The sequence below is a fragment of the Pantoea sp. CS_6 genome, from assembly GCF_041954745.1.
GTDB lineage: Bacteria > Pseudomonadota > Gammaproteobacteria > Enterobacterales > Enterobacteriaceae > Pantoea > Pantoea stewartii.
Map to the genome: position 1 here is coordinate 36,416 of NZ_JAVAYG010000011.1, position 22,624 is coordinate 59,039.

The 22,624-nt window shown below is 55.0% G+C and carries 24 protein-coding genes and 1 other RNA gene; 17 read left to right on the forward strand and 8 right to left on the reverse strand.

Annotated features, from left to right (window positions below):
- Positions 1 to 352 precede the first annotated feature (352 nt).
- The 11 genes from RAC90_RS16495 (at position 353) to RAC90_RS16545 (ending at position 7,509) form a co-directional block, all read left to right on the forward strand.
- Positions 353 to 1,657, forward strand: coding sequence for an MFS transporter (locus tag RAC90_RS16495; RefSeq protein WP_039341892.1), 1,305 nt, complete (start codon positions 353 to 355; stop codon positions 1,655 to 1,657).
- Positions 1,658 to 1,744: 87 nt separating this feature from the next.
- Positions 1,745 to 2,521 (forward strand): transcriptional regulator ExuR, encoded by a 777-nt coding sequence (gene exuR / locus RAC90_RS16500; RefSeq protein WP_006118304.1) that lies wholly within the window; start codon positions 1,745 to 1,747, stop codon positions 2,519 to 2,521.
- A gap of 313 nt (positions 2,522 to 2,834) precedes the next feature.
- Entirely contained in the window at positions 2,835 to 3,509 is a 675-nt protein-coding gene (locus RAC90_RS16505) for a DedA family protein (RefSeq protein WP_006118305.1), read from the forward strand.
- Positions 3,506 to 3,853 carry an EnvZ/OmpR regulon moderator MzrA gene (mzrA, locus tag RAC90_RS16510; RefSeq protein WP_282498233.1) on the forward strand — a complete coding sequence of 116 codons (348 nt, stop codon included), beginning with the start codon at positions 3,506 to 3,508 and terminating at the stop codon, positions 3,851 to 3,853. Before RAC90_RS16505 ends, mzrA begins: the two co-directional genes overlap by 4 nt.
- Positions 3,854 to 4,037: 184 nt before the next feature.
- A complete protein-coding gene (locus tag RAC90_RS16515; protein WP_033739991.1) occupies positions 4,038 to 4,412 on the forward strand; it encodes a DUF1090 domain-containing protein in 375 nt (124 codons plus the stop codon).
- A gap of 35 nt (positions 4,413 to 4,447) precedes the next feature.
- A complete protein-coding gene (locus tag RAC90_RS16520) occupies positions 4,448 to 4,753 on the forward strand; it encodes a YqjD family protein (protein ID WP_006118308.1) in 306 nt (101 codons plus the stop codon).
- A 2-nt stretch (positions 4,754 to 4,755) separates the two neighbouring features.
- Positions 4,756 to 5,151, forward strand: a complete 396-nt coding sequence (locus tag RAC90_RS16525) for a phage holin family protein (RefSeq protein ID WP_006118309.1) — start codon at positions 4,756 to 4,758, stop codon at positions 5,149 to 5,151.
- Positions 5,151 to 5,435, forward strand: coding sequence for a YqjK-like family protein (locus RAC90_RS16530; RefSeq protein ID WP_006118310.1), 285 nt, complete (start codon positions 5,151 to 5,153; stop codon positions 5,433 to 5,435). The genes RAC90_RS16525 and RAC90_RS16530 overlap by 1 nt, the downstream gene beginning before the upstream one ends.
- A 200-nt stretch (positions 5,436 to 5,635) precedes the next feature.
- On the forward strand, positions 5,636 to 6,046 hold the full coding sequence (locus RAC90_RS16535; protein ID WP_033739992.1) for a DoxX family protein: 411 nt from the start codon (positions 5,636 to 5,638) through the stop codon (positions 6,044 to 6,046).
- A gap of 174 nt (positions 6,047 to 6,220) precedes the next feature.
- A complete protein-coding gene (locus tag RAC90_RS16540) occupies positions 6,221 to 6,844 on the forward strand; it encodes a cytochrome b/b6 domain-containing protein (RefSeq protein WP_375124562.1) in 624 nt (207 codons plus the stop codon).
- Positions 6,817 to 7,509 (forward strand): VIT family protein, encoded by a 693-nt coding sequence (locus tag RAC90_RS16545; protein WP_006118313.1) that lies wholly within the window; start codon positions 6,817 to 6,819, stop codon positions 7,507 to 7,509. Before RAC90_RS16540 ends, RAC90_RS16545 begins: the two co-directional genes overlap by 28 nt.
- A 26-nt stretch (positions 7,510 to 7,535) precedes the next feature.
- Here RAC90_RS16545 and RAC90_RS16550 read toward each other — a convergent pair whose 3' ends face one another.
- Entirely contained in the window at positions 7,536 to 8,456 is a 921-nt protein-coding gene (locus RAC90_RS16550; protein WP_054633049.1) for a formyltransferase family protein, read from the reverse strand.
- A gap of 255 nt (positions 8,457 to 8,711) precedes the next feature.
- Between RAC90_RS16550 and RAC90_RS16555 the strand changes: the two genes are divergently transcribed.
- Positions 8,712 to 9,686, forward strand: a complete 975-nt coding sequence (locus RAC90_RS16555) for a glutathione S-transferase family protein (protein ID WP_006118315.1) — start codon at positions 8,712 to 8,714, stop codon at positions 9,684 to 9,686.
- A gap of 58 nt (positions 9,687 to 9,744) precedes the next feature.
- Here the strand turns inward: RAC90_RS16555 and tdcC are convergent, their stop codons facing one another.
- The 5 genes from tdcC to rsmI all read right to left on the reverse strand — a co-directional run bounded on the left by tdcC (position 9,745) and on the right by rsmI (position 15,009).
- Positions 9,745 to 11,073 carry a threonine/serine transporter TdcC gene (gene tdcC, locus RAC90_RS16560; RefSeq protein ID WP_039341878.1) on the reverse strand — a complete coding sequence of 443 codons (1,329 nt, stop codon included), beginning with the start codon at positions 11,071 to 11,073 and terminating at the stop codon, positions 9,745 to 9,747.
- A gap of 10 nt (positions 11,074 to 11,083) precedes the next feature.
- Positions 11,084 to 11,230 (reverse strand): hypothetical protein, encoded by a 147-nt coding sequence (locus RAC90_RS16565; protein WP_155550063.1) that lies wholly within the window; start codon positions 11,228 to 11,230, stop codon positions 11,084 to 11,086.
- Positions 11,231 to 11,661: 431 nt separating this feature from the next.
- Positions 11,662 to 13,272, reverse strand: coding sequence for a glucan biosynthesis protein (locus tag RAC90_RS16570; RefSeq protein WP_058708641.1), 1,611 nt, complete (start codon positions 13,270 to 13,272; stop codon positions 11,662 to 11,664).
- A gap of 446 nt (positions 13,273 to 13,718) precedes the next feature.
- Positions 13,719 to 14,094: RNase P RNA component class A (gene rnpB / locus RAC90_RS16575), an RNA gene on the reverse strand.
- 54 nt (positions 14,095 to 14,148) lie between these two features.
- Positions 14,149 to 15,009, reverse strand: a complete 861-nt coding sequence (gene rsmI / locus RAC90_RS16580; protein ID WP_006118319.1) for a 16S rRNA (cytidine(1402)-2'-O)-methyltransferase — start codon at positions 15,007 to 15,009, stop codon at positions 14,149 to 14,151.
- Between the two features lie 62 nt (positions 15,010 to 15,071).
- On the opposite strand from rsmI, the gene RAC90_RS16585 reads away from it, so the two are divergent.
- From RAC90_RS16585 to dolP, 4 genes are read left to right on the forward strand one after another with little or no spacing between them, the layout of a single operon-like run.
- Positions 15,072 to 17,111, forward strand: a complete 2,040-nt coding sequence (locus RAC90_RS16585; protein WP_375124563.1) for a penicillin-binding protein activator — start codon at positions 15,072 to 15,074, stop codon at positions 17,109 to 17,111.
- Positions 17,069 to 17,464, forward strand: a complete 396-nt coding sequence (locus RAC90_RS16590) for a YraN family protein (protein ID WP_006118321.1) — start codon at positions 17,069 to 17,071, stop codon at positions 17,462 to 17,464. The genes RAC90_RS16585 and RAC90_RS16590 overlap by 43 nt, the downstream gene beginning before the upstream one ends.
- Positions 17,465 to 17,478: 14 nt before the next feature.
- Positions 17,479 to 18,066: a DnaA initiator-associating protein DiaA gene (diaA, locus tag RAC90_RS16595; RefSeq protein ID WP_006118322.1), complete on the forward strand. Its 588-nt coding sequence runs from the start codon at positions 17,479 to 17,481 to the stop codon at positions 18,064 to 18,066.
- Between the two features lie 14 nt (positions 18,067 to 18,080).
- The gene (gene dolP / locus RAC90_RS16600) at positions 18,081 to 18,653 is read left to right on the forward strand and encodes a division/outer membrane stress-associated lipid-binding lipoprotein (RefSeq protein ID WP_006118323.1); all 573 of its coding nucleotides are present in this window, start codon (positions 18,081 to 18,083) and stop codon (positions 18,651 to 18,653) included.
- Between the two features lie 203 nt (positions 18,654 to 18,856).
- On the opposite strand, the gene RAC90_RS16605 is transcribed toward dolP, so the two are convergent.
- Positions 18,857 to 19,561 carry a pirin family protein gene (locus RAC90_RS16605; protein ID WP_039341859.1) on the reverse strand — a complete coding sequence of 235 codons (705 nt, stop codon included), beginning with the start codon at positions 19,559 to 19,561 and terminating at the stop codon, positions 18,857 to 18,859.
- 129 nt (positions 19,562 to 19,690) lie between these two features.
- Here RAC90_RS16605 and RAC90_RS16610 point away from each other — a divergent pair, with 129 nt between their 5' ends.
- Entirely contained in the window at positions 19,691 to 20,590 is a 900-nt protein-coding gene (locus RAC90_RS16610) for a LysR family transcriptional regulator (protein WP_033739998.1), read from the forward strand.
- A gap of 38 nt (positions 20,591 to 20,628) precedes the next feature.
- Here RAC90_RS16610 and RAC90_RS16615 read toward each other — a convergent pair whose 3' ends face one another.
- Positions 20,629 to 22,542: a transcription antiterminator gene (locus RAC90_RS16615; protein ID WP_110268771.1), complete on the reverse strand. Its 1,914-nt coding sequence runs from the start codon at positions 22,540 to 22,542 to the stop codon at positions 20,629 to 20,631.
- Positions 22,543 to 22,624: the final 82 nt, after the last annotated feature.

Here is a 22,624-nt window from a genome sequence, read left to right on the forward strand (position 1 = left end):
ACCAATTTTCACTGACTGCCGTTTTTTTTACGACTCAGGTCACATTTAAGCGAGATTTTTCCCCCGAAAAGCGACCTTTTTGCCGCCGGCAGCGCGCTAACTGGCTGTGTTCTCATCTGTTTACAGTATCCCACATGCGATTACGGGTTTTTGTGATGGCTTTCAACTTTTAAAGTTGTATAACAAGTTAGGCTCTCGCTTTACCGCAAGGTAACAAAATTCTGACATAAGGCAAGGCAGATAACGGTCGCTCAGGCAGGGCCGGCGGGCGTGAGCAGAGCTGTATCACGAGATGTCCCGCTCCAGATAACAACAGCGGTTTGACCGCATACACAACTGGAAGAGGTACAGAATGCGTAAGATCAAAGGATTACGCTGGTATATGATTGGCCTGGTGACGCTGGGGACGGTACTGGGTTATCTGACGCGTAACACTATTGCCGTAGCAGCGCCAACCTTACAGACCGAGCTGCACATCACCACCCAGCAATACTCGTACATTGTGGCGGCGTACTCCGCCTGCTATACCGTGATGCAGCCCGTTGCGGGTTATGTGCTCGACCTGCTAGGCACCAAAGTCGGTTATGCGGTCTTTGCCGTACTGTGGGCCACATTCTGCGCCGCGACCGCGCTGGCAGGCAGCTGGGGCGGACTGGCCCTGGCGCGTGGCGCTGTCGGTGCCGCCGAGGCAGCCATGATCCCCGCCGGGCTCAAAGCCAGTAGCGAATGGTTCCCGGCAAAAGAGCGCTCCGTCGCAGTGGGCTATTTCAATGTGGGCTCATCCATTGGTGCCATGGTCGCGCCGCCGCTGGTCGTGTGGGCTATTGTGGCGCACAGCTGGCAAATGGCGTTTATCATCGCAGGCGTACTGAGCATGATTTGGGCGCTGTGCTGGCTGGTGTTCTACAAGCATCCTAAGCAGCAAAACAAGCTGAGCGACGAAGAACGTAACTACATCATTTCAGGTCAGGAATTGCAGCATCAGACAGGTAACACGACCAAAATGTCGGCACTGCAGATCCTGCGTAACCGCCAGTTCTGGGGCATTGCGCTGCCGCGTTTCCTGGCCGAACCTGCGTGGGGCACCTTTAACGCCTGGATCCCGCTGTTTATGTTTAAGGTTTACGGTTTCAACCTGAAAGAGATCGCGCTATTTGCCTGGATGCCCATGCTGTTTGCTGACTTTGGCTGTATTCTGGGTGGCTACCTGCCCCCGCTGTTTCAACGCTGGTTTGGCGTAAACCTGATCGTGTCGCGCAAAATGGTGGTCACAATGGGCGCGATATTGATGATAGGCCCGGGCACCATTGGTTTGTTCACCAGCCCGTACGTTGCCATCGCGTTGTTATGTGTTGGCGGCTTTGCCCATCAGGCACTCTCTGGCGCGTTGATTACGCTATCTTCTGACGTTTTTGGCCGTAATGAAGTGGCCACCGCCAATGGTTTAACCGGTATGGCGGCCTGGACAGCCAGCACGCTGTTTGCGCTGGTGGTTGGCGCGCTGGCAGATACGTTAGGTTTCAGTCCCCTGTTCGCTGCGCTGGCCGTGTTTGATTTGCTGGGCGCCATCGTCATCTGGACCGTCCTGAAAAATCAACCGGTGTCGGAACTGCAGACGCCACATTCGCCTTCTCAGGCTGCGCCCGTTCGCAGCTAATCTCCCGGGCTGGCCTGCGCCAGCCCTTTTCTTCAGTTACAGCAAAGTGGTATAACAACTTATCTGCTTGTTACTTTGGATCGTGCTATGGACCTCACCGAATCGCGTCGACTTTATCAACAACTGGCCAGCGAATTAAAACGGCGCATTGAAAATGGCGTTTATCAGGTGGGAGACAAGCTGCCCGCAGAGCGTCTGATTGCCGAAGAAATGCAGGTCAGTCGCACAGTGGTCCGCGAAGCCATCATCATGCTGGAAGTAGAAGGCTATGTTGAGGTACGCAAAGGCTCGGGTATTCATGTGATAGCCAGCCAGCAGCAAACCCGTGTGGCTGAGTCCAGCAGTCAGTTGGAGTTCGCCACCTTTGGTCCCTTTGAACTCCTTCAGGCGCGTCAGCTGATTGAAAGTAATGTCGCCGAATTCGCCGCCACACAGGTAACGCGTCAGGATATTGTCGACCTGATGGCGATTCAGGAGAAAGCCCGTCAGGAGGACCATTTCAGGGACTCAGAATGGGATATGCACTTCCATGTTCGTATTGCGCAGTCCACGCAGAACAGTGCCCTCGCGGCCATTGTCGAAAAAATGTGGCTGCACCGGTTACACAATCCCTACTGGCTCAAACTGCACGAGCATATCGATCAGCGCAGTATTCTCAGCTGGTGTGACGATCACGATCAGATTCTTAAAGCACTCATCCGCAAAGATCCTGCCGCCAGTAAGCTGGCAATGTGGCAACATCTCGAAAATACTAAGCAGATGTTATTTAACGCCACCGCCGACGATTTTGAATTTAATGTCGACCGCTACATGTTCAGCGAAAATCCGGTTGTCTTACCTGATGCCGATACGATTCAGCGCTAATCTGGCCTAAAAACAGTCAGTTAATCTGCAATAGTGTCAGAACATGTAAAACTCCTTTTTACATCGTAATGGAGAGGGTAAAACTCCTGTTCGTTTAGGAGTAGTTCTGTCTCCGAAGCTGGATTTTTGTTACAGTTATCACCCTTTTCTTACCTTTTGCGTTAAGGGCTTATCAAATCGCTGATTTAACAATCAGTTCTGGAAGGATCCAGACATGCATGCTCAGACGGTCACCCCAGAATTTATAACTAACTGTCAGTCTGCGCTTTAGTCCCAGTGGGACATGTTCAACGATGATGTTCGGGAATGATTGATGGAAATTTTGCAAGCGCTGCTGCATGCCTTATGGCAACAGGATTATGAAACGCTTTCTGATCCAACACTGGTGTGGGCGATTTACGGCGTTTTATTCATGATTCTTTTTCTGGAAAACGGTTTACTGCCTGCCGCTTTCCTTCCCGGGGACAGTCTGCTGATTCTGGTTGGCGTGCTGATTGCCAAGGGCACAATGAGCTTCCCGCTGACGATCCTGGTCTTAACAACAGGTGCCAGCCTTGGCTGCTGGGTCAGCTATATTCAGGGCCGATGGCTCGGCAATACGCCCACCGTACAAAACTGGTTATCGCACCTTCCCGCCCGCTATCATCAGCGGGCCCATAATCTGTTTCATCGCCACGGATTATCCGCCTTACTGGTTGGCCGTTTTATCGCCTTTGTCCGCACCTTACTGCCCACGATTGCCGGGCTGTCCGGTTTAAGTAATGCCCGTTTCCAGTTTTTTAACTGGATGAGTGGCTTCCTGTGGGTGGTGATTCTGACCGTTCTGGGCTTCGCGCTGGGTAAAACCCCTATTTTTCGGCGTTATGAAGATGAGCTGATGTTCTTTCTGATGATGCTGCCGCTGGTGTTACTGGTGGTGGGATTAATCGGTTCGCTGGTTGTTCTCTGGCGCAAGCGCCGTGCAAATCAGCGGGGGACCGGTTTATGAAAACATTACAGGTGATACCTAAACACTGGCGGCCCTGGTTGATTGGCGGTGCATTCGCGCTGATTGCGATAAGCCTGGTGCCCGGTCTGATGCGCCATGAAAATGTGGTACAGATTCGCGTTTCGCATGCGGGTGCCCCGATGCCGGACGGCTTTTATTTATACCAACAGTTGAGCGCGCAAGGTATTCGCATCAAAAGCATCACACCCGCAGGTGATGCGCTGGTTATTCATTTCGACAATGAAGAGCAGAGCCTGGCCGCGCAAAAAGTGTTGCGTCGCTTGCTGCCTGAGGGCTTTATCGTCGCGCAACACGATCAATCGCCTCACCTCTCTCTCGCCTGATGCGCGTTTCTTTATACGTTCAGCGTTTATCGACTGCGCGCTGAACGTTTCCCCGTATATCGGTGATCTTTGGACTTTTTCCACCTGATGTCTATGCTTAAACTAAGGCGGGTTTCAACGCACACCGTGAAGCGGTTGCGCCGCGTTGATGTAAATCAGGCAACAATGGAAGGTACTACGCCTAATGAAAAATAAATTACTGCTGGGCATCGTGTTGTTTTCGCTTTCAGGTTCATTGATGGCGGCGGAATCGCTGTGCCAGCAAAAAGAACAGGACATACAGCACGAAATTGAGATGGCGAAGAAGCATAACAATCAGCGCCGGGTAAACGGCCTTGAGCGCGCCCTTACTGAGGTGCGCGCGGGCTGCACGGACAAAAAGCTGAAAGCTTCACATCTGGAAAAAATCAACGCGCAGAAACAGAAAGTGGCTGAGCGTGAACGCGAACTCAAGGAAGAGCGCGATGAAGGTCATGATAAGGACAAGATAGCAAAACGCGAACATAAGCTGGAAGAAGCACGCCAGGAGCTTAAGAAGTTACAGGCGGAGCCCTATTAATCGGATTCACTCTACTGATGTTAAAGGAGTATTTTATGTCTAAAGACACATCATCGGAACATTTGCGTGCTGAGCTGAAAAACCTGGCGGATACGCTGGAAGAAGTGCTGAGCAGCGGCACAGAAAAATCGAAAAGTGAACTGGATAAGCTGCGTCATAAAGCGCGCGTGGCGCTGGACAGCTCCCGCGAGCGTTTAGGTGAATCCGGCGAGCGCCTGGCAGCCACTACGCGCGAAGCGGCACAAAAAGCAGACGGTTATGTACGTGATAACCCGTGGCATGGTGTCGGTATTGGCGCGGCGATCGGTGTCGCTATCGGTATGCTGATCTCGCGTCGTTAACCATGACCGATTCACAGCAGAACCACGGACCAGCTAAAGGGGTGATCACGATTGGTCAGCGTATCGTTACGACGCTGGTCAGTATGGTCGAAACACGCGTTCGTCTGGCAGTGGCAGAGCTGGAAGAAGAAAAGGCCAATCTGATACAGATGTTGTTGATGCTTGGCCTGACGATGCTTTTTACTGCTTTTGGCCTGATGAGCCTGATGGTGCTGATTATCTGGGCAGTCGATGCGCAATACCGTCTTATGGCGATAGCCATCACCACCGGCGTGCTGTTCCTGCTGGCGTTGATTTTTGGGCTCTGGACACTGCGTAAATCACGCCAGTCGACGCTGCTGCGTCATACGCGTAAAGAGCTGGCCAACGATCGTGATTTGCTTGAGGATAACCGCTAATGAGCCGCCGCGAACGTGAAGCGCGTATAGAAGAGTTGCTTAAACAGGTTCAGCAACAGCGCCTTGATCTCAGCGCGGCACGGCGTGGCTGGCTCGAAATCACGGCACCTTACGACCGTGGCTGGTTTACCTTTTTGAGCCTTAAACGCTATCTGGCCATTGGCAGCAGCGCGTTAGCGATTTACTCCATCCGCAGTCCCAACCGCCTGTTGCGCTGGGCCAAGCGCGGCTTTGGCCTGTGGAGCACCTGGCGCATGGTTAAGTCAACCTTCCCCCCGCGCTGACATCACCAGGCCAGTCCATTGTGACTGGCTTTTTTTTGTCAGATTTACTGAATAACATCGACAGTTTATATCGCTTACAACTGTCACGCCTCGCGACTATCATCTCCAGCTATCAGCCCAGCGGTTTGCTATCAGGCGGCCAACGGGAATATTCACTGCGGGCATTCCTGCCTTGCAAACTTATAGCGTTGGAGTAGATGATGAAAAAATTCGAAGACAGTGGTTTGTTGGCCGCCCGTATCCTGATGACCATTCTGTTTATCACCGCAGGCTGGGGCAAAATTACCGGTTATGCAGGTACACAGCACTACATGGAAGCGATGGGCGTCCCCGGCTTCATGTTGCCACTGGTTATCCTGCTGGAGTTTGGCGGCGGTCTGGCGATCATGTTTGGCTTCCTGACCCGTTTCACCGCGCTGTTCACCGCGGGCTTCACGATTCTGACCGCCTTCCTGTTTCACAGTAACTTTGCCGAAGGCGTGAACCAGCTGATGTTTATGAAAAACCTGTCTATCGCTGGCGGTTTCCTGGTGTTAGGTCTGGTTGGACCGGGCGCGTACAGCATCGATCGCCTGATCAGTAAAAAGCCACAGGGTGTTCTGGCGCGCTAATTCACCGCCAGCAATCCCGCTTTAGCTGAACGCACCGGCTGCTTTTTCCGGTGCGTTTTGCTTTTTTGCTGCCTGCCGTCTCGCCGCTTCTCCGGTACCGCGGAGAAACGCTTAAGGTAAGCCTAATCTACGCATGAAAATATAGTGTCCTGTTCTTTTCATTTCAGGATTACTATGAACATGCCTTACAGGCAGTGGCTCCCTCATCACGATGCGCCTTTTTTTCGACGGCTCCATCTCTTCGTTGCCGTCCTCATCCTTTCCCAGATCATCAATTCCGGTTTCACCGAACGTGAAGCGCTGGGCGGGCACAGTCTGGAAACGGTGATCACCTGGTTTCATATCCTGTCTGGCCTGTTACTGATTGTCGCCGGATTCGCTATGCTGATCTGGATGCGCATGCAGCGCGGCTTACACTGGTACTTTTCGTGGCTGACGCTGGATTTCCGCGGTATTCGGGACGATCTCGCCTGTCTGGCGCGCATGAAATTACCCGACGCGCACAGTGGCGGCATCGCTGCCACCGTACAGGGGCTGGGCGTTAGCGCGTTGCTTGTGGTGGCCTGCTCGGGCGCGCTATGGTTTTTACTTAACAGCACATCGTTCGCGTCGCCGGGTCTGACGCATGCAGTGCTGCACTGGCACAGGTTCCTGACCACGTTTGTCGAAATCTATTTCTACAGCCACGGTGCAATGGGCGTGCTGCATATTCTGCTTTCGCACTATGAAAATAAGCGTACCCGTCGGGTCGCTGATCACAGGGATAACGAATGCAACACAGTGAAACGCATAAAATAGAACACGCAGGCTGGCTGCGCGCGGCCGTTCTGGGGGCTAATGACGGGATTGTCTCAACCGCGAGCCTGCTGGCAGGCGTGGTATCAGCCAGTAGTGCCCCCCACACGGTGTTGCTCGCCGGGCTGGCGGGAATCGTCGGCGGCGCGATGTCGATGGCCACGGGAGAATATGTCTCCGTGTCTTCACAGTCAGATAGCGAACAGGCCTCTCTACAGCAAGAAAAAGCCGAGCTGGAGGCTGACTTTGCGGCGGAAACCGTTGAACTGACGGCGATTTACCAGGCGCGCGGGCTGTCTGCTGACCTGGCTCATCAGGTAGCAGAGCAACTGATGGCCCATGATGCCCTGGCCGCACATGCCCGGGACGAGCTGGGCATTACCGACTTCAGCAGCGCGAAACCTCTTCAGGCCGCGCTGTTTTCCGCTATCAGCTTTGCCTCCGGCAGCGTGCTGCCGTTTGCTGTCGCCCTGCTCATTACCGGGCCCTTCGCCCTGCCCGCGATTGCATTGTCGGCCCTGCTGGCGCTGGCACTACTGGGTGCCCTGGCAGCTAAAGCGGGCGATGCGCCCGTACGCAAAAGTATCATGCGCATCTGCTTCTGGAGCCTGCTGGCAATGAGCTTTTCGGCGACCGTCGGCTACCTTACGGGTCAGGTACTGGGCTAGCCGCATAAGGCCGTCCACGAGCCCCATCAGGCATTCACGGGCTGGCCTACCACCAGCCCAAGCTGACTGGCCAGAACCCGGCCTGAAACAGATTCACCGTCCGGGCCCTGCCCTTGCAGGATTTCGAGTTGCCCTTGTCCACAGCGAATGATCAGGGGCGATAGTGATACAACCTCACCCGCACGCCCGCTGTTATCGCCGTTCATCACCCGGGTTTGCCAGACGGTAAACCTTTGCGTGCGGGTAAAGCTGAACGCCCCCGGCCAGGGAAAGTCCAGCGCCCGAACCAGATTGTGGATATTGACGGCACTGTCCTGCCAGTGTATCTCGCCGTCCTCGGGTTTGCGGCTGCCCCAGCAGCTGGCGGCCCGTTCATCCTGCGGTGTTTCTGTCAGCTCGCCCGCCACCAGCGCCTTAAGCCAGCCCGGCAACATCTTGCCCGTCGTTGCCACTAAGCGCGTATGCAAGGCCAGAGCATTATCTTCCGGCAGAATATCCACCGCCTGCTGCGCCAGTATGGGACCGGCATCTGGCCGTTTAATCATGCGGTGCAGCGTAACGCCTGTACGGGTTTCGCCCTTGATAATGACCCAGTTGAGATGGGCGCGGCCACGGTAGGCTGGCAGCAGCGCGGCATGAACGTTATAGGCGCCTTTTGTTACCGAAGACAGAATGGCCTCGCTCAGTACCTGACGGTAGGAGAAGCAGAACAGGTAGTCCGCGTCGAAACTGGCGATACGGGCCTGCCACTCGGCGGTATTCACCTCCTCGGTGATAAATACCGGAATAGCGTGACGACGCGCCAGCTCAGCAACGGAACCATAAAATGGTGTGGCGTTGCCGGGATCGGCATGGGTAAACAACGCACTGATACTGAATCCGGCATCCAGCAGCGCCTGTAATCCGGTACAGGCCATTTCATGGTATCCAAAGACGACGGCTTTCATTGCACTTTCCTTTTTCTCCGCCTCTCCGCACGGACAGGCTGGTGGAATGAGATGCCTGGGGCAGGCAGAATGTCCGACATCATAAAGGAATCGTTACCGGTTTACGTCATCAACCCTTCTCTCAGTGAGAGGCCGTTGAGACGATGGCACAAAATGTCTGACGCCATGCGCGCACAACGCTGTCGCAGTCGCGCATCACCACCTATGGTTAATCAGACGAGAACATTTCATTGCACGACAGAGAGTGGAGACAAGATGGGCCAGTTAATTGATGGTGTCTGGCATGACACCTGGTATGACACAAAATCAACCGGCGGGCGTTTTAAGCGCTCGGAATCCGCATGGCGCAGTTGGGTCACGCCGGATGGCAGCGCCGGACCGAGTGGCAACGCCGGGTTTGCGGCAGAGCGCGATCGCTATCATCTTTATGTATCGCTTGCCTGTCCCTGGGCACACCGTACCTTGCTGATGCGTCAGTTAAAAGGGCTGGAGAACATGATCGATGTGTCAGTCGTGCATCCGCTGATGCTGGAAAATGGCTGGACCTTCGATGACAGCTTCCCGGCGGCAACCGGTGACAAGCTGCATCAAAATGAATTTCTTTATCAGCTCTATCTGCACGCGGATAAGGACTACACCGGTCGGGTGACCGTGCCCGTGTTATGGGATAAGCAGCAGAATACCATCGTCAGTAATGAATCTGCCGATATCATTCGCATGTTTAACAGCGCCTTCGACGGCGTGGGCGCACGTGCGGGCGACTATTATCCGCCGGCACTGCGCGACAAGATTGATGACCTCAACGGCTGGATTTACGACACGGTCAATAATGGCGTGTATAAGGCGGGGTTTGCCACGTCACAGGCGGCTTATGATGAAGCGGTTACGGCACTCTTTCAGTCGCTGTCCCGTCTGGAACAGATCCTGGGCCAGCACCGTTATCTGACCGGCGACACGTTGACCGAGGCGGATTTACGTTTATGGACTACGCTGGTGCGCTTCGATCCGGTCTACGTCACCCACTTTAAATGTGACCGTCACCGTATCAGTGACTACCTGAATCTGAGCGGTTTCCTGCGGGATATTTACCAGATGCCTGGCATTGCTGAGACCGTGAATCTGGCCCATATTCGCCATCACTACTACTGCAGCCATAAAACCATCAACCCGCACGGCGTAATCTCTGTCGGCCCGGCGTTCAACTGGGATGAACCTCACGGTCGCGGTTAACCGGATGACGCAGACCTGACATGGGGGACATGTCAGGTCAAAACGGCTGCGCGGCCCGTCAGAAAAACTTATACGCAATATTCAAAATCGTCAGCACGCCAATCGCGCTCACGAAAACGTTGTCAGCACGGCCTTTATATTTCGCCAGCGCCGGAACCCTGCGGATAGCAAACATCGGTAACAGGCACAGCAGCGAGGCGATAATGGGCGCACCCATCGCCTCGATCAGGTCAAGAATATTGGGATTGAGATACGCCACCAGCCAGGTGGACCCCATAATAAAGACCATACTTACGGTGTTCAGCTTACGATGGGACACGGCGTCTTTATCACCGTGGTAGCGGAACTTGATGATTAACCCATTCAGCCCTTCCAGCGTGCCCAGATAGTGGCCAAAGAAGGATTTAAAAATCGCGACCAGGGCGATGACCGACGCGCTGTATTCCAGCACCGTGGAAAAGGTAGACTTTTCACCCGCCATACTGGAGAAGTGATTCGCCAGATAAGACAGCACAGGAATATTTTGTGCCCTGGCATCCGCCATGTCCTGCGGCGACAAGGTAAACAGACAGCTAAAGGCAAAGAACATGACCACTGCCACCATCAGGATGCTGGCGCGGGAGATAATCTGACTGCACTTGTTTTCTGTGTAGGTCCGGCCCATTTCCGGCTCGTACTCCTCCCGTTTCGACACCACGAAAGAAGACACAATGGGCGAGAAGTTAAACGAGAACACCATGATAGAAATGCCAAGCCATACCGTGACGAGAATGCCATCATGCCCGGTAAAGGCCAGATCATTCAGGTGAACCTGATCGATAACGGCGCGATTCCAGTACGGGATGAGCGACAGTGAAATCAGCACCAGACTGGCAATAAACGGAAACACCAGCCAGCTCATCACTTTGACCATCAGATCTTTACCAAACCCAATCACAAACGCCATCAGCAGCAGCAGACACAGCGCGACGACGCCACGATTAAGGGCGGGCAGCAGTAGCTGATATTGCCAGAACGCCATAAACGTGTTGGTGATGGTGACGCCATAAATCCATAACAGCGGGCAAATGGCAAAAAAGTAGAGAAAGGTGATGACCACGCCGCCGGTTTTACCGAAATGTTCTTCTACGGTATCGGTAATATTACCCGATACGTTACTGCCGGACAGGCACAGGCGCGCCAGTGCCCTGTGGCAGAAAAAGGCAATCGGATACGCCAGCACTAACATAATCAGAATGGGGATCAGGCCGCCATAGCCCGCTCTGATAGGAAAGAAAAGGACCCCGGCTCCAATGGCGGTACCAAAAAGTCCCAGTGTCCATGTGGTATCGGACTGACGCCAGATCGACGCTTTTTCCCGGTTGAGAATATTTTCAGAATTACTCATAACTTATCCTTTATGCGTCAGCGAGACCCGAAACCCGGGACAAATCAATATTGCCGCCAGAGAGCGTGTAAACGGTTTTCCGCCCCTGAATGTCATGGTCCACGTTGCCGCTGAGCGACGCAGCGCAGGCTAACGCACTGACGCTTTCCGTAACCATCTGGTTTCGCTGAGTCTTTTCAATCAAACACTTACGAATGTCGCCTTCACTTAGTCACCCCTTCTGATCGACCTGTTCGTTCATAACCGCGAAGGTGAGTTCACTCGAACAGGCGACATCGCGGCCATCCGCAAGGGTACCCGAGTACAACAATGGGGCGTCATGGTACCAGCAAAAATGGAGGCTGCCATACCGTCAGGATCAACAGATTGCGCACCGTTGACGGTAAACGCTGGATTCCTTGATCTCAGGGCAGCCACCCTACCGGCCCTCCGCCCATGGCGAAACCGACACCGAAAAGTTCGTCAGGCATCGCCAGACCGATGGCGCCCTGCCCGGCAATACTGGGCATTTTCTTGCCAGCAGGGATAAAAACAGGGGATGAGTGCGCGAAAAAAACGCCCACTGGGTGAGTGGGCGTGATGAGGACATTACTTCTTGTCGCAGGCGACCGGCCAGGGCTTCGCGGGGGAGTTAAACGGATGGTACTGATAACACCAGGTTTCAGATACCACGTTTTCCTGCGCTTTCAGATAAAGCTTCAGCTCCACCGGGTCACCGTCCCCCGCCACCAAATCAAACTGCGCCAGCCAGTTGCCGGAGTCATCAGGCAGCTTAGAGACCAGCACGTTCTCAAACGTCCCGCGCGAGGCCGACAGCACGGCTTCCGGCGCAACGCCTGACGGCAGGTGATTCAGGTTGCCACCGTGGAATTCAACGGTGAATTTACGACTGTCATGCGGACGGTCAGATCCCGGCACGCCGCCGCGTCCCAGTCGGGTCGCACCACAGCGCGCCAACGTTGAGGGATAAGGTTCATCGGACAGCCAGTGCAGCCGGTAATGGAAATAATGTTCATCACCCGCTTTGGCTGGCGCATCCGGCACCCACATGGCGACGATATTGTCGTAGATTTCGTCATCGGTCGGTATTTCCACCAGTTGTACCGATCCTTTGCCCCATTTCCCTAGCGGTTCGACCCACAGGTCCGGGCGACGCTCGTAGTGCGCAGCATCCAGGTAGCTGTCAAAATTCCTGTCTTTCTGCAGTAATCCAAAGCCTCGCGGATTCTCGTCGTGGAAGCTTGAGGTGACCACACGCAACGGATTGTTCAGCGGTCGCCAGAGATGTTCACCGCTGCCGGTCCACATTGCCAGACCATCGGAGTCATGCACTTCGGGACGCCAGTCTGTCGCAGCCCCCTTGACCGTTTTTGAGAACCAGTACATGGACGTCAGAGGCGCGATGCCGAAACGCTGAATATCCTTACGCAGGAAAAGCGTGCATTCCACGTCCTGCACCACGCCTTTGCCACGATGCAGGATAAACTTGTAGGCACCCGTTATGCTCGGCCCGTTGAGCAGGGCATAGACCGTGAGGTTTTTGCTGTCATCTTTCGGCGCTTCGAACCAGAAATCCGTGAAATCAGGAAACTCTTCATCCACACCGGGCTGGACGGTATTCAGAGCAATACCGCGAGCGGACAAACCAAACTGCCCTAATTCACCAATAGCGCGGAAATAGGACGCCCCCATGAAGGAAATCCAGTCATTTTGGGGATTGGTTTTTAACGCGTCCTGGCTTGCCAGCACTCTGAAACCTGAAAATACGTTTCCTTCCAGCGCCGGCAACCTGACGCTTTTATCCGTCGTGGTGAAGTAATCAATATTTTGAATGATTTCGCGCGCGGCGTTATTTTCCACTACGTGCATTTTCACCGGCATGCGGTGCAGGCCGTTAACCATGAAAAAGGTGACAGGAAACCGCCCGGCATTTTTGAACAGGGCATATTCCGGTTTGTACACGGTCTTCATGTAGGCGTCATAGGTGATGTTGGACAACAATGACGGATCGAATTCGGTGGGTTTTTCGTAAGGTTTGGCTGCCATCGCTTTAGCCCGGGCAATCAATGTCTGAAAATTAAATGTTTCGCTGTTACCCAGTTTGAGCACACCTGCTGCCATCGCGCCGGGAGAAATGCCTAAAGCAGATAAGGCAGCAAACGCCCCGGAATACGTTAATAAATCCCTTCTTGTAACCATGATCCACCTGTTTTTTTAATCTTCATTCAATGAATGCGTGCCCAATGGGGCAAAACGTAAAATCAGTGACGTCTGGCGAGCTGCCTTCAACTATAGACGAGAGAAACCGTTGCCTCCCAAACAGATGGCAAGCCATCATGTAACACATCGGATGAGCGTATAGGGCATTGGCGAGAAATTGCATGGGATTTGCCTGAGAAACACACCCTCTGGCAACCGGCCGCTTATTTCCCCGATCAAAGGGTATAGCCCGGACGCCCGTACAGAACCGCCCTGCCGCATTTTTTTACCACGGCATCGTCAAACCATCCTGTGTGACTCGCGCCGAACAGTGGCTCCCGTGGCAACGTCGTGCGCGTCTTTCCCCTGTGCCTGATGGAGACAGCAAAGCCTGCATAGCTGCGCCATAAAGCAAAAACCCCGCTTGCGCGGGGTTTGCATGAATAAGTCGAAACTGACCGATAAGCCGGGTTCTGTCGTGGACAGTCATTCATCTAGGCCAGTAATCGCTTACTGGCTCAAGCAGCCTACCCGGGTTCAGTACGGGCCGTACCATGTGAACCCCTATTTGGCCTTGCTCCGGGTGGAGTTTACCGTGCCACGGACTGTTACCAGCCGCGCGGTGCGCTCTTACCGCACCCTTTCACCCTTACCTGATCCCATTACTGGGCCATCGGCGGTTTGCTCTCTGTTGCACTGGTCGTGGGTTTCCCCCCCAGGCGTTACCTGGCACCCTGCCCTATGGAGCCCGGACTTTCCTCCCCTTTGCCCGTCTCCCTCAGAGAGGGACGACGACAAAGCGGCGACTGTCTGGTCAGCTTCGGCGCGCATTATAGAGCGTTTAGCCGGCGCTGTCACGCAGGCAAAACAGGCGGCTTACGCCTGCTGATCCAGCGCATATTTATAGAGGGCGTTCTTTTTCACCCCATGAATCTCCGCTGTCAGGGCGGCCGCTTTCTTTAGAGGCAATTCCTGCTGTAACAGGGCCAGTGTGCGCAAGGCCTCCGCTGGCAAAGCCTCTTCATCAGGCTGGTGGCCTTCCACAATCAGCACCATCTCACCTTTGCGGCGATTTTCATCCTCTTTGACCCAGGCCAGCAGTTCCGCCACGGGCGCACCATTGAGATTTTCCCAGGTTTTAGTCAGCTCACGCGCCAGCACGACATAACGATCGGCACCCAGCTCGGTCACCATGTCCTGCAGGCTGTCTAACAGACGGTGAGTCGACTCATAAAAAATTAAGGTGCGTGGCTCGTCGGCAAGGGCCCGCAGCGCATCACAGCGTGCCTTGGTTTTGGCTGGCAGAAACCCTTCGTAACAGAAACGATCAGACGGCAATCCCGCTGCGCTTAATGCTGTAATCGCTGCACAGGCACCCGGTAAAGGAACGATGCGAATACCGGCCTCCCGGCAGCGGCGAACCAGGTGGTAACCGGGATCGTTGATCAACGGCGTGCCAGCATCAGAAACCAGAGCTATGCTTTCTCCCTGTTGCAGCCTGGCGAGCAGGATGTCTGCTTTCTGCTGTTCGTTGTGGTCATGAAGTGCGAAGAGTCGCGCATTGATGGCGAAATGTTGTAGCAACAGTCCGGTATGACGTGTATCTTCCGCTGCGACCAGATCGACGCTGGAAAGTACCGCTAGCGCCCGCTGGGTAATGTCAGCCAAATTACCTATTGGGGTTGGCACGATGTAAAGCGTGCTGGCGGAAATGTCTGCCCGATCGAGTTGTTTCATTGTTTCATCCGAATTGCCGATTTAATATTGAGCATCTTGAAAAAAACATCACTGGATACAGTATGCTTCCTTCAAAAATCGTTCGTCATAAAGCAGGACGCTTTGTGCCTGTCCTTCTTGCTGGTCTGATTTTAGCCGCGTGTAGTGGCCAGGGTCCCAAAAGCCAGTCCGTAGACATTCAGGGGCCAGCCACCAATAATTCTGCTTACTATCTGCAACAGGTGCAGCAAAGCAGCGATGATAGCAAGACCGACTGGCAATTACTCGCAATCCGCGCCTTGTTAAAAGAGGGAAAATATCCTCAGGCCGACCAGGCGATTGGCGAACTGCCTAATCAACTGTCCTCAACACAGCAGCAGGAATTACGCTTGCTGAAAGCCCAGTCGCTGATTGGACAGCAAAAAGTGGCTGACGCGCAGCAACTGTTGAGCCAGGTGAAAACCAGTGAACTGTCTCAGGATCAACTGGCGCGCTACTACGATTTGCAGATCGCCAGCGCACAGGGGAAAACCTCTCTGGCCCTGCTCCGTGCCTACATTGCCCAGGAACCGTTGCTGAAGGGTGACGCACGTCAGAAGAACATTGATGCAACCTGGCAGGCACTGACGCAACTGTCACAGCAAGACATGAACGCGCTGGTTATCAATGCCGATGAAAACATTCTGCAGGGCTGGCTGGATCTGCTGACCGCCTGGCACGCCAATGCGCAGGATGCCAACATGCTTAAGTCGGCCATTAAAGACTGGCAGACGCGCTATCCTGACAATCCCGCGTCCAAAACCTTGCCGACGCAGCTGAGCCAGGTGCAGAACTTCACCAAAGCGTCCACCAGCACCATCGCGCTGCTGCTGCCACTCAACGGTCAGGCTCAGATGTTTGCCAGCGCCATCCAGAAAGGCTTCAACGACGCGAAGAACGGTGTTATCCCGGCGGCACCCCAGGCAACGCCGGGCAGCGCACAGGATCCCATCGCGATGAATCAGCAGCAGCCTGCTGATGCCAACGCGGTTGTCAGCCCCTCAGCCGCCCCTGCGGCAACAACGCAGACGGGCATGGCGCAGCAACCTGCCACGACCGCCCAGCAGCCTCAACAGCAGCAACAGCCGTCGGCGCAACCGGCCAGTAATGCGCAGGTTAAAGTCTATGACACCAGCAGCCAGCCCATCGCCCAGGTGATGCAGCAGGCGCAACAGGATGGCGCGACACTGGTCGTCGGCCCGCTGTTGAAAAACAACGTCGAAACCGTCGCCAACAGCCAGACACCGTTGAACGTTCTGGCCCTGAATGAGCCGGAACACATCCAGAACCATCCCAATATGTGCTACTTTGCGCTGTCGCCAGAAGATGAAGCGCGTGATGCGGCTCACCATATCTGGGATCAGGGTAAGCGCCAGCCGCTGCTGTTGCTCCCGCGTAATGGCCTGGGCGATCGCGTCGCAACGGCCTTTGCGAAAGAGTGGCAGTCACTGGGCGGTGGCACCGTGCTCCAGCAGCGTTTCGGTTCGGTTTCAGAGCTTAAGCAGGGCATCAACAGCGGTGCAGGAATCAGCATGAGCGGGACGCCGGTGGTTATCCCTTCTGCGTCCCAACCGCAGAACGTGTCCGTTGCAGGGCTGACTATACCGGCCCCTCAAACCAGCGCACCGGCAGCCAGCGAATCGGGTGCGGTAGATGCGGCCTATATCGTGTCGACGCAGGATGAACTGCAGCTGATTAAACCGATGATCAGCATGCGCACCGGCAGCCGCAGTAATGTCGCGCTCTACGCCAGTTCCCGTAGTGCTCAGGCTGGCGCAGGCCCGGATTTCCGTCTGGAAATGGAAGGCCTGCAGTACAGCGATATCCCTCTGCTGTCCGGCGCCAATCCAGGCCTGATGCAGCAGGCCGCCCGGTCGTTTAACAACGATTATTCACTGGTGCGCCTGTATGCCATGGGGATGGATGCCTGGACGCTGGCTAACCACTTCAATCAGATGCGTCAGGTGCCTGGCTTCTCTCTTGATGGCAATACCGGCAAGCTCAGCGCGACGCCTGATTGCGTGATCAACAGGAAGTTGACATGGAACCAGTATCGTCAGGGCAATATCGTACCGGCCAGCTAAACCGCCGCCGTACAGGTGCCGAATATGAACAACGCGCCCGCCGCTATCTTGAGCGGGCGGGGTTAACATGGGTCGCCAGCAATGTGTACTATCGCGCAGGTGAACTTGACCTGATAATGCGAGACAACCAATGCTGGGTGTTTGTCGAAGTGCGTTACCGCCGTAACGCACGATTCGGCGGCAGTCTGGCCAGCATTACCCGACAGAAACAACACAAGCTGCTGCGTGCTGCCTCTCTCTGGCTGGCGCAACGCGGCGGCAGTTTTGAAACAGTGAATTGCCGTTTCGACATCATCGCCATTACAGGCCCGGCGCTCGAATGGTTGCCCAATGCCTTTAATGCAGACGTTTAGAACCAGGTGGTCGTGTGCAGGAAAGAATTAAAGCGTGTTTTACTGAAAGTATCCAAACTCAAATCGCTGCGGCTGAGGCATTACCTGATGCCATCTCACGTGCAGCAATGACCATGGTGCAGTCCCTTCTCAACGGTAACAAGATACTGAGTTGCGGTAACGGCGCATCATCCGCCAACGCACAGCATTTTGCCGCCAGCATGATCAATCGTTTTGAAACCGAACGCCCCAGCCTGCCTGCGCTGGCTTTAAGTGCGGATAACGTCATGCTGACTGCGATCAGTAATGACCGCCTGCATGATGAGATTTATGCCAAGCAGGTGCGCGCGCTCGGGCAAAACGGTGATGTGCTGCTCGCCATCTCGACCCGCGGCAATACGCGTGACATCGTCAAGGCTGTCGAGGCCGCCGTTACGCGCGATATGACGATCGTTGCGCTTACCGGTTATGATGGGGGAGAATTAGCCGGATTGCTGGGACCGCAGGATGTGGAAATTCGTATTCCTTCACATCGCAGTGCTCGCATTCAGGAGATGCATATGTTAACACTCAACTGTTTGTGCGATCTGATTGATAACACCTTGTTTCCCCACCAGGAATGACGGAAGGAGCACCCATGAAAGCATTGAACGCTGTAGCCATTGTTTTAACCGCCATGCTGCTGCAAGGCTGCGTCGCGGTGGTGGCCGGTAGTGCCGCTGTCGCGACCAAAACCGCCACCGATCCCCGCTCTGTGGGCACGCAGGTTGATGATGGCACGCTGGAGTTACGCGTCAGCAATGCGCTGGCTAAAGATCAGCAAATCAAAACCGATGCCCGCGTCATTGCCACCGCCTACCAGGGCAAGGTTCTGTTGACCGGCCAGGCACCGAATCAGGAAGTCGCTAACCGCGCGAAACAGATCGCCATGGGCGTTGACGGTGCCACCGAAGTTTATAACGAGATTCGGATTGGGCCGAAAGTCAGCCTGGGTACGTCCTCCGCTGACACCTGGATCACCACGAAGATCCGCTCGCAGCTGCTGGGCAGCGATCAGGTGAAATCATCAAGCGTGAAGGTGACCACTGAAAACGGTGAGGTGTTCCTGTTGGGTCTGGTCACGCCGGAAGAAGCGAAAGCCGCTGCGGATATTGCCAGCCGGGTAAGCGGGGTGAAACACGTCACCACGGCCTTTACCATGGTGAAATAACGCGGAGGTCGGGGTGGTCTTGCCTGCCTGAATCGCGCGAATAAAAAAGCCGTCCCCTTTCAGGGACGGCTTTTCTCGTTTCTGGCGTCTGATCCCATGACCAGGCTGACGCAAACCACTTCGCCCTTCGCTGTCGGCTATCCGTCTCTGCGCGGATATCCACTGTTGTGATACCGCCACAACGCCACGCCAGCAGAAGCGCGTCAGACAGGGATATCGATTACCAGCGCCCGCGTCGGTGTGATGGCAGCCAGCCACAGTTGCTGCTCTTCCTGCAAAAACGCGCCATCACCACAGCCGAGCGTTTCCTGATGCGATGCACCTGCAGAGGCTTCAAGCGAACCATGGATCGACTGCAGATAGGCGCGCGCGCCATGCAGCGGCACCAGATGCTGCTCGCCAGCCGCCAGCTCAAGCTGGTGGATCCAGACCTGCTGACGCAGTTGCAAGCTGTTGTCGCGGCCATCCGGCGAAGCCACCAGTTGCGAGCACGTTCCTGCGGTCAGGCTGATTTTCTGCATACGCGGGTTTTCCCGTTCCGGGCAGGCCGCCAGCCAGAGCTGCATGCGGGTCAGTGAGCGCTCTTTACTGGGATTCAGTTCACTGTAGCTCACGCCCGGCTGGGCAGAGAGCAGCAGTGCCTCACCTTCACCGACGGTAATGTGATTGCCTTCGCTGTCGCGGTACTCCGCTTCACCCTGCAGGACAATATTCAGCACATCCACCTGAGGATAGGTGCGCGGCTGAAACGCCGCGCCGGGGGCCAGCACTTCCTGGTTCAAAACACGTAAAGCGGCATAACCCATTAATTTGGGATCGAAATAGTGGCCAAAAGAGAAGCTATAGCGTGCCTGTAGCCAGCCATAATCAGCCTGACCACAATCGGATGCACTGCGTGTGGTTATCATTGTTTACCTCCTGCATCCGTCGGCAAGAATCGACGACGGGTATGATTCCCTTATGGTAAAAGTCTGGACGCCGGATTGTTAGCCAGTTAATCTGCCGGGCATATTCAAATTTCCTGACAGAGAACCAGGATGGCAAAAGACCGTGCGTTAACCCTTGAAGCTTTACGTGTGATGGATGCTATCGATCGCCGGGGCAGTTTTGCCGCCGCCGCCGATGAGTTAGGGCGCGTGCCTTCGGCACTCAGTTACACCATGCAGAAACTGGAAGAGGAGCTGGATGTGGTGCTGTTTGACCGCTCTGGCCATCGCACAAAGTTTACGAATGTCGGACGCATGCTGCTTGAGCGCGGTCGGGTGTTGCTGGAAGCCGCTGACAAACTCACGACCGATGCCGAAGCGCTGGCGCGCGGTTGGGAAACGCAGTTAACCATCGTGACCGAAGCCCTTGTCCCTACCGATGCGCTGTTCCCGCTGGTTACAAAGCTGGCTGACAAGGCTAACACCCAGATATCCATTATGACAGAAGTGCTGGCAGGTGCCTGGGAAAGGCTGGAACAGGGGCGGGCAGATATCGTTATCGCACCGGATATGCACTTTCGCGCCTCAACTGAGATCAATACCCGCAAACTCTACAGCATCGTCAGCGTTTATGTCGCCAGCCCTGACCATCCTATTCATAACGAACCCGAGCCGCTTTCAGAGGTCACCCGGGTAAAATATCGGGGGATTGCCGTGGCCGATACCGCACGCGAAAGGCCGGTGTTGACCGTACAGCTGCTGGATAAACAGCAACGCCTGACCGTCAGTACAATGGACGATAAGCGGCGTGCGCTTCTGGCCGGTTTAGGCGTGGCGACCATGCCCTATAACATGGTAGAGCAGGATATCGCGGAGGGGCGGTTACGGGTCGTCAGCCCGGAATATTCTCGCGAGGTGGACATCATCATGGCCTGGCGTCGTGACAGTATGGGCGAAGCGAAAGCCTGGTGCCTGCGCGAAATCCCCCGCCTGTTAGCAAAGAAACACTGATAACGGGCTGGACGCTATCCAGCCCACCTTGCCCCTACTTACAGCCGACTCAGACAGTCCAGCGCCACGGTTTTAAAACTGCTGAAGTCAGTGCTGTCGCGCAGGCGCGTCATCGCCCGCTCACGCATAAACGTGACGAAAAGGTCATAAATTGCCATGGCTTCTTCATACTCGCTTTTACTGATTGCCAGCAGAAAAATCACGTAAGCCGTATCGTCGCCCCACGGAATACCCTGTGGAGCCAGCACGGTGTAGACGACCGTTTCCCGGGCCATGAGCCCCAGCGAGTGCGGTAGCGCAATGCCCTCGCCCAGCATGGTACTGACAATGGCTTCGCGTTCCTCCACGGATGCAAAGAAAGCCTCATCCACCACCCCTTCATTCTCAAGCTGATCGCATAATAACCGGAACAGATCCGACTGGCTCATGGGCGCATCAACAATCCGAAAATGCCGGGCATCAAAAAATTTCTCCAACATATAGGGGCGGGTACGATCCACCAGCACCAGCTTACCAATCTGTTCCAGCTGGAATTCGGTCGGGAACGGCGCCACCACCACCACCGGTTTTTCTTTTTCGCTGACCCGCGCGGTAGAGATGACAAAGTCTTCTTCAATACGTTGACGCGCTTCGTATTCGCGCTGAGACAGGCACTGGGTTACCTGCAACTGGGGATAGTTTCGCAGCAGCATCGCTTCAATCATGCGCAGCGTGGAATTCCCGCTGTCGCACACCAGCAGCACCTGAGGGCGACGTTGATAGCCCACGTTGTAATGGCGCTCCAGCCCGACGCCAATATGCAGCACCAGGAAGCCAATTTCATTCTCACTGATGACGTAAGGCGAATATTTGCCCCAACTGGAAACCGCCGCCAGCGTTACGTCATAGGCCATCGGATAGTGCTGCTTGATATTACTTAACAGGGGATTGGGAATATGGATCTGATAACGCACCCGCGTGATCATGGTTTTAATATGGGTGAGCAGATCGGCACGCAACTGAGGATCGTTCTGCAGATCGTAATAGTAGTGTGTGTTAATAAAGCTGAGCAGATAGTCGACCAGCGCATCCGCGTCATCCGCATTGATCGTGCTGGGTGCGCTGTCCTGAATGCGCCGGGCAGCGATATTAACCTGTAGCCAGCTCTCCTCCGCCGGCGAAACGGGCTTGCCGATAAGCGGCAGCAGCGAGTGAATCAGGGTTTGTGCCGCGTCGCGTATCGCATCGTCCATCTGTTCCGTGTCCGCGGGATCGTTAACCGGATAACCTTCGCTGATGCGCCGGACCGCTACCGCACAGTAAAACTGTAAATAGCGTTCACCTTCGTCACTGAGACGGATATGGTGCTGGGCAAAACAGCGTTGCAGGCACGGTTCCAGACTTTCCAGCAGGCCCCCTTCCAGGGATTCCGGCGTGATCAGCGGGCTGTCTGGCTGCGACTGATCGATCTCGATCAACAGATCGGTTAAGCAGGTGCGGATCGCCACCTCGCTGCCAAACAGTTTCATGCCGTGGTGCGGTTTGCTTTCAATGCTGAGTTGGTAGCGTCCGAGCCATTCACGTACGTCGGCCATGTCATTCTGCAAGGTCGCGCGGCTGACAAACCATTCTTCTGCCAGCGCTTCCAGCTTCAGCGAATAGGCGGCGGTCAGGAAGCGCACCAGCAGATAGCGGATCCGCTCCTGAGAGGTACGCGGCACCCGGAGAGGCGCACGCGTTTGCTGCTGGAGAATAGTAAAACGCTGCGCGTCGGCAATTTTAAGCTGATAACCGGCCCCGCGATTCAACACAAACTGCGCGCCGTGCTTTTCCAGTAAGGCATTCAGGGCGGTGATATCCGTGCGTACGGTACGCGTTGACACGGCAAAGCGCCGGGCCAGCTCGTCCTGAGGCAAGGTTTCGTTTTTCAAAGCGTCAAACAGTTGCGCAAGGCGCTGATTAGGAAATCTCACGTCGGTTTACCTGACTGAATGGAGAAAAGAGCAACACTCACAGAGTGCAGGAAACGCGGCTGTACGTCCAGGAAAGGGCGCG